This is a genomic window from Curtobacterium sp. ME26, assembly GCF_903970945.1.
GTDB lineage: Bacteria > Actinomycetota > Actinomycetes > Actinomycetales > Microbacteriaceae > Curtobacterium > Curtobacterium citri.
Genome location: NZ_CAJCKG010000040.1, coordinates 18,432 through 28,262 on the forward strand (window position 1 = coordinate 18,432; position 9,831 = coordinate 28,262).

At 74.3% G+C, this 9,831-nt stretch carries 9 protein-coding genes and 1 tRNA gene; 4 read left to right on the top strand and 6 right to left on the bottom strand.

Features of this window, described 5'->3' with window-relative positions:
- Positions 1-13 precede the first annotated feature (13 nt).
- A complete protein-coding gene (locus H7A69_RS13645; protein WP_182047481.1) occupies positions 14-535 on the top strand; it encodes a hypothetical protein in 522 nt (173 codons plus the stop codon).
- A gap of 32 nt (positions 536-567) precedes the next feature.
- On the opposite strand, the gene H7A69_RS13650 is transcribed toward H7A69_RS13645, so the two are convergent.
- Positions 568-774 carry a hypothetical protein gene (locus H7A69_RS13650; protein ID WP_069710929.1) on the bottom strand — a complete coding sequence of 69 codons (207 nt, stop codon included), beginning with the start codon at positions 772-774 and terminating at the stop codon, positions 568-570.
- Positions 775-1,054: 280 nt separating this feature from the next.
- Between H7A69_RS13650 and H7A69_RS13655 the strand changes: the two genes are divergently transcribed.
- Positions 1,055-1,126 (top strand) — tRNA-Gly (locus H7A69_RS13655).
- A gap of 43 nt (positions 1,127-1,169) precedes the next feature.
- Here H7A69_RS13655 and H7A69_RS13660 read toward each other — a convergent pair.
- Together H7A69_RS13660 and H7A69_RS13665 are read right to left on the bottom strand one after the other, a co-directional pair.
- A complete protein-coding gene (locus H7A69_RS13660) occupies positions 1,170-1,967 on the bottom strand; it encodes a ferredoxin reductase (RefSeq protein ID WP_182047482.1) in 798 nt (265 codons plus the stop codon).
- Positions 1,964-2,557 carry a molybdopterin-dependent oxidoreductase gene (locus H7A69_RS13665; protein ID WP_182047483.1) on the bottom strand — a complete coding sequence of 198 codons (594 nt, stop codon included), beginning with the start codon at positions 2,555-2,557 and terminating at the stop codon, positions 1,964-1,966. The genes H7A69_RS13660 and H7A69_RS13665 overlap by 4 nt, the downstream gene beginning before the upstream one ends.
- Positions 2,558-2,789: 232 nt before the next feature.
- On the opposite strand from H7A69_RS13665, the gene phoA reads away from it, so the two are divergent.
- Positions 2,790-4,481 (top strand): alkaline phosphatase, encoded by a 1,692-nt coding sequence (gene phoA / locus H7A69_RS13670; RefSeq protein WP_182047484.1) that lies wholly within the window; start codon positions 2,790-2,792, stop codon positions 4,479-4,481.
- 94 nt (positions 4,482-4,575) lie between these two features.
- On the opposite strand, the gene H7A69_RS13675 is transcribed toward phoA, so the two are convergent.
- Genes H7A69_RS13675 through H7A69_RS13685 form a run of 3 tightly spaced genes read right to left on the bottom strand, consistent with a single transcriptional unit; the run spans position 4,576 to position 8,440 of the window.
- On the bottom strand, positions 4,576-5,466 hold the full coding sequence (locus H7A69_RS13675) for a glycosyltransferase (protein ID WP_182047485.1): 891 nt from the start codon (positions 5,464-5,466) through the stop codon (positions 4,576-4,578).
- On the bottom strand, positions 5,463-7,019 hold the full coding sequence (rfaE2, locus tag H7A69_RS13680) for a D-glycero-beta-D-manno-heptose 1-phosphate adenylyltransferase (protein ID WP_259346233.1): 1,557 nt from the start codon (positions 7,017-7,019) through the stop codon (positions 5,463-5,465). The genes H7A69_RS13675 and rfaE2 overlap by 4 nt, the downstream gene beginning before the upstream one ends.
- Entirely contained in the window at positions 7,016-8,440 is a 1,425-nt protein-coding gene (locus H7A69_RS13685; RefSeq protein WP_182047487.1) for an aldehyde dehydrogenase family protein, read from the bottom strand. Before H7A69_RS13685 ends, rfaE2 begins: the two co-directional genes overlap by 4 nt.
- 158 nt (positions 8,441-8,598) lie before the next feature.
- Between H7A69_RS13685 and H7A69_RS13690 the strand changes: the two genes are divergently transcribed.
- A complete protein-coding gene (locus H7A69_RS13690; RefSeq protein ID WP_182047486.1) occupies positions 8,599-9,720 on the top strand; it encodes a glycosyltransferase family 9 protein in 1,122 nt (373 codons plus the stop codon).
- Positions 9,721-9,831: the final 111 nt, after the last annotated feature.

Consider the following 9,831-nt stretch of genomic DNA (forward strand, 5'->3'; position numbering starts at 1 on the left):
GTGGATGCAGCGCATGCCAACGTGGACAGCGGGGCTCGTGATGGCGGTCGCGTTCGCGGTCGCGTGGTTCGGCACCACGTTCCTCACCACGCCGGAGACCGGCCTCGGGGCGCGGGCGCTCACCTCGGCGTTCGTCGGGACCCTGTACGGGGTCGGCATGGGCCTCTGGTTCGGACGGAACCGCCGCCGGTACGGCGCGGCGGCCCGTCGGCCGGGGTTCGCACGATCCGTCCGGCGCGGCGTCCTCCCGCCCGACGCCGACGTCGACGAGTGGCGCCGCGCGCTGACGCACCACCGTCGGCAGTACCGGCCGCTGCGGTGGGCGGCTCCGTTGTTCTACGTGCCGATGACCGCACTCGCGGTGTGGCTGGCGGTCACCGGCCAACCGGTGTTCTGGATCGGCGCGGTCTTCTTCGTCGGTGTCGGGGTCGCGACGGCTGTCACGACCCCGCGCGTGCTGCGCAACACCGAGGTCATGCTGGCCGAGCTCGACCGGCGTGAGCAGGACGCGTCGGTGCGCAGCGATCCCGTGTGACCGCTCGTGCGTCGGTGGCAGTCAGCCCGTGATCAGACGGGCCGGTAGATCGCGATCGGGGGAGCCGACGCGTCGCCGTCGTCGTGGGCGTCGCCGGTCGCGAGCCAGGTCCGACCCTCGTGCTCGATCGTCGTCGGCAGGTCACCGTGGACGAGGATCCGGACCGCCGGGGAGTCGCCGTCGATCAGGTCGACGCCGTGGGCCTCGGTCCCGCCCGGGTTGTCGTGCACGTAGCTCATGCGGCCAAGTGAACTCCCCGCTCCGGTGAACTCGCCGGTGCCAGGAGGCGGAGACCGTCCGACCGCCCGCAGCGTTCGGGTCACCGCGGACGGTCGGACGAGGGGTGGGTGGCCCCTGGTACGCGGGCGACGCTGCTCGTGGCACCGAGGAACCATCCGGAGCCGACGGCGGAACGGATCGGTCGACACGCCGAGCGGGCCGCCGAGGTACTGCGCGACGCGCCCGGCACGGCGTCGGATCCTCGCAGCACGCCGATCGCGGGGTAGAGTGTTCCCGTACGCGGATGTGGCGCAGTGGTAGCGCATCACCTTGCCAAGGTGAGGGTCGCGAGTTCGAATCTCGTCATCCGCTCGGAACACGAGGGCCCCGGTCACCGACCGGGGCCTTCGTCGCGTCAGGCGCCGCCGAAGCGTTCGGCCCGCACGTCGGACAGGTCGTGCCCGAGCTCCGCGAGCCACCGCAGCACCTGCTCGACGAACGGCGTCGAGCCGCAGACGTACACGAGCGCTCCGGCCTCGGGCGGCAGGACGGCCTGCGCGAGTGCGTCCCGGGTCAGGCGCCCCACGGGGGCGTCCGACCCCTCCGGCGCCCGCCGGCTGTACACGTGGGTGACCTCGAGCGGCGCGTGCCGACGCTGCGCCGCGTCGAGTTCCGCGCGGAAGAACACGTCCTCCGGGGTCCGGACCGCGTACAGCAGCCGGAACGGCGTCGGGTCGTCGGCCTCCGCGTGCGCGGTGACCATCGGGAGCAGCGGGACGATGCCCGAGCCCCCGGCGACGAGCTGCACCGGCCGATCCGACCGACCCGGCAGCCAGACGAACCACCCGCCGAGTGGACCGTGCACCTCGACGGCGTCGCCCACCTCGATCGCGTCGACGAGGAACGGGGACACCTCGCCGCCCTCGACGCGGTCCACCGCGAGGACCACCTGCGTGCCCTCGCCCGCCGAGGCGACCGAGTACGAGCGGGACGCCTGGTAGCCGTCCTCGGCGGTGAGGCGGAGGTCCAGGTGCTGACCCGGGTCGTTGCCGGGCCAGGTCGGCACGTCGAGGACGATGCGGCGCGCGTTCGGCGTCTCCTGCGTCACGGCGGCGACCGTCGCCGGGTGCCAGGCCGGCCGCCTGCGGACGGGGGCCGGCGTGACCGGGGTGACCCGGGCCTCCCGGCCGTCGACGGGGGAGGGAGCGCTCACCAGTACCGCTCCTCCTTCCAGGGGTCCCCGTGCATGTTGTAGCCGGCGTTCTCCCAGAACCCCGGTTCGTCCTCGGCCTGCATGACGATGCCGCGCACCCACTTCGCGCTCTTCCAGAAGTACAGGTGCGGGACGAGCAGGCGGGCGGGGCCACCGTGCTCGGGCGTCAGCGGCTCGCCGTCCGCCTCGAACGCGATCCACGACCGCCCGCCGAGCAGCTCGTCGCGCGGCACGTTCGTCGTGTAGCCGCCGAAGCTGTGCACCGTGCAGAAGTCGAGCGACGTCTCCACCTGCGCGAAGAGCCGGTCGAGCGGGACGCCGCGCCACGGCATGTCGAGCTTGGTCCAGTGGGTGACGCAGTGGATGTCGACCGTCACGTCCTCGACGCCGAGCGCGTGCACCTCGTCCCAGGTCCAGGTGTGCAGCCCGCCCTCGGTGCGGATCGAGAAGCTCCAGTCCGCCGGCGCGATGTCCGGCGTGGCGCCCGCGGAGAGCACGGGCCAGTCACGCACGAGCGTCTGCCCGGGTGGGATCCGGGGGTCGTCGCGGTCGTCGCGTCGGCCGCCGAACCCTCGCGTGAACGTCGCCATGGTGCTCCTCGTGGTCGCGGGTGGTCCCGTCCATCCTGCCGTGCGGCACCGACGCGCGTCACGCGGGTGCCGGTGGCGGCCGGGAGGCGCGTGGCCGCATCCGGCGTCGGAGTCTCGGCCCGTCCGCGGCGAGGGTTCACCGACGCGTCCGCGTCCGTTCACCTGCTGAGTCGCTGCTCAGGTCATCCTCGTGATGCCACCCGAACGGGTGCCATCACGAGGGGAACACCTGATGCACGCCACTCCCACCAAGCGACGCCGCAGGGCGCTCGCACTCGGCGCCGCGCTCGTCGCAGCCGCCATCGCCGTGCCCGCCGGGGCCGAGGCCGTCGGTCAGCTCGCGCTCAGCCAGCACGGCGGCGCGCAGCGGCACCAGGGCGACCAGACCCGCACCGTCCAGCAGGCGATCCAGCGCGCCGCCGCGAAGAACGTCATCCTGCTCATCGGCGACGGGATGGGCGACTCCGAGATCACGATCGCCCGGAACTACCAGTACGGCGCCGCCGGTCGCCTGCCCGGACTCGACGCACTGCCGCTCACGGGCTCCTACACGACCTACTCCGTCGTGAAGGACGGCGCGGACAAGGGCAAGCCCGACTACGTCACCGACTCGGCAGCCTCCGGCAGCGCCTGGGCGACCGGGACGAAGACCTACGACGGGGCGATCTCCGTCGACGTGGACGGGAAGCCCCAGCAGACGCTGCTCGAGCTCGCGAAGGCGAACGGCCTGCGCACCGGCGACGTCTCCACCGCCGAGATCCAGGACGCCACCCCGGCGGTCCAGGTCGCGCACGTCGGCGCCCGCTCCTGCTACGGCCCGGACACCGCCTCCTGCGGCAGCGACGCCCTGCAGAACGGCGGCCTCGGCTCGATCAGCGAGCAGCTGCTGAACGCCCGCCCCGACGTGACCCTCGGCGGCGGCTCGGCGAGCTTCCAGCAGACCGCGAAGGCCGGCCAGTGGCAGGGCGACACGCTCGTCTCGCAGGCGCAGCAGCGCGGCTACCAGGTCGTGTCCGACGCTGCGGGGCTCGCGGGCGTGCGTGCCGCCGACCAGTCGAAGCCGCTCCTCGGGCTCTTCACGCCGGGCAACTTCCCGACCCGGTACGCGCCGACCACGGCCACCGTCGGCGGTGCGGACCACGCTCCGGTGACCTGCACGGCGAACCCGGCGCGCCTGTCGACGGGGCTCTCGCTGCAGTCGCTGACGAACAAGTCGATCCAGCTGCTCGACCGTGGCCGCGGGAAGTCCGGCAAGGGCTTCTTCCTGCAGGTCGAGGGCGCGAGCATCGACAAGCAGGACCACGCGGCCGACGCGTGCGGCCAGATCGGCGAGACGATCGACTTCGACGAGGCCGTGCAGGCCGCCCTGGCGTTCGCGAAGCAGGACGGCAACACGCTCGTCATCGCCACCGCCGACCACGCGCACTCGAGCCAGATCGTCGACAACACGCCGCCGACCTCGCTGTCGACCGCGCTCCGCACCGCCGACGGCACCACGATGAAGGTGTCCTACGGCACGGCGGGTGCCGGCTCCTCGCAGCAGCACACCGGCACGCAGGTCCGCATCGCGGCGTACGGCCCGGGGGCGGCGAACGTGGTCGGACTCTCCGACCAGACCGACACCTTCTCCACCATCCGCGACGGGCTGCGCCTGTCGGAGGACGTCGCCGCGCTGAGCCGTGGTGCCCGGGTGGACGTGTCCGACCGGTCGCCGCACCGCGGGGAGCGGGTCACGTTCACCGCGAGCCGGTTCGCCGGCGACCGGCAGGTCCGGGTGCAGGCGGGGAACACCGACCTCGGCACGCTCGACCTGGTCGACGGACGAGCGTCGGTGCAGTGGAAGGCCGAGCGGGGCAGCACGACCGTGACGTTCACCGGTGTGCAGACCGGTCGTCAGGCCACCGCGCAGGTCCGCGTGCGCTGACGTCCCCCTCGCAACACGCGACCCCGGCGGTTGCTCGCAGCGGAACAGCGCTGCGGGGAACCGCCGGGGTTGCGTTCTGCGGAGGCGCGCCCGGTCAGGAGCGGTGCGTGGACGGCTCGTGGTCGTCGAACAGGACGTCCGGGGCGTCCACCCGGCGGTCGGTCACGGTCGTCGGACTCTCGAGGTGCACCGCGCCGGACGGCAGGATCCCGGCACCGCCGAAGCGCTCCATGACCCGCCACTGCGCGACGACGTCCTCGCCCGAGTGCTCGGGCGGGAGCACCGGCCAGAAGCCGAAGCCGCCGACGGTCTCGAGCGCCTCCCGGTCGTAGAGCACGCACGCTCCGACCCACGCCACGCGGTAGGGGACCCAGCCGCCCGGTTCGACGTCGAGCCCGGCCGCGACGTGCGCCGGGTTCGCCGCGTTGTGCAGCGACAGCCGGTCGAACGCGGGGGTCCCGCGGCGGACCACCTCGGGCACGACGGGGCCGTCCCAGGGCTCGTACACGGCGGTCTCGTGCGGACGTCGGTCCTGCAGGTACGACAGGCCCTGCACGGCGCTCCCGACGAAGCCGCACCCCAGGTCGCGCAGGGCGTCGAGCATGCGACGGACGGTGCCCGGCTCGAGCCAGACGTCGTCGTCGAGGTACAGCACCGCGGGGGCGGTGGCGTGGTCGAGCAGGTGCTGCCGGTGCTCCGCCAGGCCGCGCCGTTCCGGGTGCGCGAGCAGCACGACGGAGCGGCCCTGTGCCTCCAGGACGCGCAGCATGGCGGCGACCGCCGGCACGGTGGCGGCGTCCTGACCCGCGGACTGGTCGCTCAGCACGAGCCGGAAGGCGACGTCCGTCTGCGCGGCGAGTCCGGCGAACGTCGTCGCGAGCTCCGCCGGGCGGCCGACCGTGGGGACGAGGACGTCGACCTCGGCCGTCGTCGCGTCGCCCGCGACCGGACGGCCCCAGGCGCCCGACCAGCGCGCCGCGGTCACGGCGCCGGGTCGGGTTCGGTGGCCGGGGCGGTGTCGACCGCGGCGCCGTCCGCTGCTGCGTCCGCAGCAGCCGCTGCCGCGGTGGCCGCTGCCGCCTCGCGGATGCGTCGGACCACGGCGGTGGTCGAGTGCTCCGGCACGTAGTCGACCATGACGACCTCGCCGCCGTAGGCACGGACGACCCCGGTCTCCTGCAGCATCTCCGGCGAGTAGTCGCCGCCCTTGACGTAGACCTCGGGTCGCAGGCGCTCGATGAGCGGGATCGGGGTGTCCGTCGCGAAGACCGTCACCAGGTCGACGCACGCGAGGGCGGCCAGCACGCCGGCACGGTCCTCAGCGGTGTTGATCGGACGCTCCGGACCCTTCAGCCGGCGGACCGAGTCGTCGTCGTTCAGGGCGACGACGAGCAGGTCCCCGAGCTCACGCGCCTGCCGGAGGTAGGTGGTGTGGCCGCGGTGCACGACGTCGAAGCAGCCGTTCGTGAAGACCACGCGCCGGCCGGCCGCCCGTGCGGCCTCGACCGCGGTGGCGAGGTCGTCGTGGTCGACGACGGTCGCGGCCGGAGCGGTCACCGACTCGACGAGTGCGGCGGCCGTGCAGACGGAGGTGCCGGCCTCGCGGACGACGACGTCGGCAGCTGCCTGGGCGACGGCGATCGCGTCCCGGAGCGGCGCCCGGACGGCGAGGGCGACGGTCGCCGCGGCGCAGAACGTGTCACCGGCGCCGGACGCCTGCTGCTCCGACGCGGGCGTCGCGCGCGTGCGGAATGCCTGGTCCGCGCCGCGCTCGAGCAGGACGGTGCCGTCACGGTCGAGCGTGACCACCGCGGCACGGGCACCGCTGCGGGCGAGCACCTCGTCGCGGGCGTCGACGACGACCGGGACGCGGGCAGAGCCGGCGCCGAGGTCACGGCCGAGCAGACCCGCGGTCTCGCCGGAGTTCGGCGTCACGAGGTCCGGGTGCAGGTCCGCCCACCGGGTCAGGTCGTGCGCGTCGACCACGACCGCGCTGGGACGGTCGCGGTCGAGCACCGGGACGACGTCCTCCGGCTGGACGCCGAGGTCGTAGTCGCAGACCACGGCGGCGTCGGCCGTGCGGACGGCACGCGCGACGGCCCCGGCGAGCCGGGCCCCGGCGTGGGCGTCCGGCGTCGCGGCGAGCTCGTCCACGCGGACGACGACGCGGTCGCCGCCGACGACGCGGGACTTGGTCGTCGTGCGCGCGCCGGGGACCTCGACCAGGTACGTCGTGTCGACGCCGGCGGTCTCGAGCCGCTCGCGGAGGACGCGGCCCGACTCGTCGTCACCGATCAGCCCGACCATGCGGACGCGGGCGCCGAGGGCACGGGCGTTCACCGCGGTGTTCGCCGCACCACCGGGGACCGCGATGGTCTCGGTGACGCGGACGACGGGAGCGGGGGCCTCGCGCGAGACGCGCTCGGCCTCGCCGACGGTCCAGCGGTCGAGGATGCAGTCGCCGATGACGACCACGAGGGGCTCGCGGTCGTCGACGGTGGCGACGAGGTCACGGACCAGGCGGACGTCGGCGGTCATCGGGTGCCTCCGGAGGTGGTGCGGGCGGGCGCGGGCTCGAGGTGCACGACCGTGGTCGTGGTCATCTCGTCGAGCAGGTGGGGGCCGTAGCCGAAGCCGGCGCCGGAGGCACCGCGGGGCTGGGCGCTGCCGCCGGGTGCTCCGCCGAAGACGGCGTTCACCTTGACGGTGCCGACGGGCAGTTCCGCGGCGGCACGCAGGGCGTTGCCCGTGTCGCCGGTCAGGACGGTCGCGGCGAGGCCGTAGCGGTCGGCCGCGGCCAGGCGGAGCCCCTCGTCGAACGACTCGACGACCCGGACCGGGGCGATCGGGCCGAAGGTCTCCTCGGTCATCACGAGCATCTCGTCCGCGCAGTCGGTGAGGACGGTCGCCGGGTAGAACGTCCCGGTGCCGCCGGGGGTGACACCGCCGGTCCGGACCGTCGCACCGCGCTGCACGGCGTCGTCGACGTGCGACTGGACGGTGCGGCGGAGGCGGTCGTCGACGAGCGGGCCGAACTCGGCCGCGGGGGAGGCCGTCCGACGCTCCGCCTCGGCGACGAGCGCGGCGGTGAACTCCTCGGCGAGGTCGCGGTGCACGTAGACCCGCTCGACGCTCGTGCAGATCTGCCCGGTGTTCGCGAAGGCCCCGAGGGCGACCTGCGCCGCGGCCCAGGTCGGGTCGACGTCCGCGTCGACGACGACCGCGTCGTTGCCGCCGTTCTCACGGATGACGTGGGCGCGGGTCGTGGCGGCGACCTCGGTCAGGCGGTCGCCGGTCGCGGTCGAGCCGACGTGGGCGTAGACGCCGATGCCGTCCTGCTGCAGCAGCGCCTCGCCGGTGCTCGCGTCACCGTCCACACCCACGAGGACGCCGTCGGGCAGGACCTCGGCGAGCAGCGCGTTCAGCCGGGCGCTCGTGCCGGGGCAGCGCTCGCTGCCCTTGTGCACGACGGTGTTGCCCGTGACGATCGCTGCACCGAGGATGCCGAGTGCCACGGCCACCGGATCGTTCCAGGGCGTCAGCGCCAGGACGACACCGCGGGGGTGCGGCACCGACCAGTCGGCGGCACCGAACTGCCCGCGGAGCGCCTCGCCGCGGTGGACCGGGCCGAGCTCGGCGTACTGCACGAGCGTCCCGATGCCGGCCTCCACGCCGCCCAGCGCGTCGCCGGGCACCTTCCCGGTCTCGCGGGTGTTCAGGTCGGCGAGCTCCTGGGCGTTCGCCCGGAGGTGGGCCGCGGCGGCGTGCAGCAGGGCGCCGCGCTCCGCCGGTGCCGTGCGTGCCCACGCGGGAGCGGCCGCACGGGCGCGCGCGACGGCGTTCTCCACGTCCTCCGGCGTCGAGCGCGGCGTCGTCGTGGCGATCGAGCCGTCGACGGGGTCGGTGACCACCAGGTGGTCGGCGTCGGTCGCGGTGGGGGACGGGGAGGCGAGCGTCATGGTGTCCTTCACGGATGTACGGGCAGTTCCTCCACGTTCCTCGGACGATCCTGAGCGCTGCCCCGGTTTCCCGGTCGCTCGTCCGTGGAGCGCACAACGCCGCGCCCACGGTGGCACTGCTCCGGCTCCTCTCGGCAGCGCTCCGGTAGACGGGTGTGGTGCAACTGATCGGCAACGGTGGAGAACGCTTCGACGACGTCCGGGAGATCGCGGTGCTCCGCGGCGGCGGGCTGGGGGACCTGATGTTCGCGGTCCCCGCGCTCGAGGCGCTGCACGCCGCGTACCCCGACGCGCGCATCACGCTGCTCGGCGGTCCGACGGCCCCGGCGGTGCTGCGCGGGCGCACGGACGCCGTGCACGCGTTCGAGGAGCTGCCGGTCGTGCCCGGGGTGCGTGACGGCGGCGAGGGGGCCCCGACGCTCGAGGACTTCGAGCAGCGGCTGCGCGGCCGCTTCGACCTCGCGGTGCAGCTGCACGGCGGCGGCCGGAACTCGAACCCGTTCCTGCTGCGGCTCGGCGCCCGGCACACCGTGGGCACGGCCACCGAGGACGCCGAGGTCCTCGAGCGGTGGGTCCGCTACGTCTACTACCAGCACGAGGTCGTCCGCGGGCTCGAGGTCGCCTCGCTCGCCGGTGCCGCCCCGGTCACGCTCGACCCGCGGTTGCACGTCACCGCCGAGGAACGCCGGGCCGTCCGCGACCGGCTCGGCGTGACCGGGCGACTGCTCGCGGTGCACCCGGGCGCGACCGACCCGCGTCGCCGCTGGAGTCCCGAGCGCTTCGCCGCGGTCGTCTCGGCACGGCTCGATGCCGGCGACGACGTCGTGCTCGTCGGCGACGCGACCGACGTGCCCGCGTCGCAGGCGATCCTCGGGGCGGTGCCCACGGCGCTGCACGAGCGCCTGCACGACCTCACCGACGCGCTGCCCCTGGCGGACCTGCCGACGGTGCTCGCGGCGGCGGACGTCGTGGTCGGCGACGACTCCGGGCCGCGGCACCTCGCGGTCGCGGTCGGGACGCCGACCGTCGGGGTGTTCTGGTTCGGGAACGTCGTCAACGCCGGACCGGTCGATCGCGGGCGCCACCGCGTGCACATGTCCTTCGTCACCCGCTGCCCGGTGTGCGGCGTCGACGTCACGCAGGTCGGGTGGACCGCGGAGCGCTGCGAGCACGACCCCTCGTACGTCGACGAGGTCCAGTCCGAGGCGGTGCTCGCGGACGTGGCGGACCTGCTCGCCACGGTGCGTCCGCGCGACCGGATCGTCCCGCCGGCGGGCTGAGGTCGGTCCGCGAGCGGGCGGCGCCGGCGTCGGGGGGGGATCGGAAGGGCACACGTCTGAACTCCAGTCCCACCGGAGAATCTCGTATGCCGGCTTCTCCTTGAAAAAAAA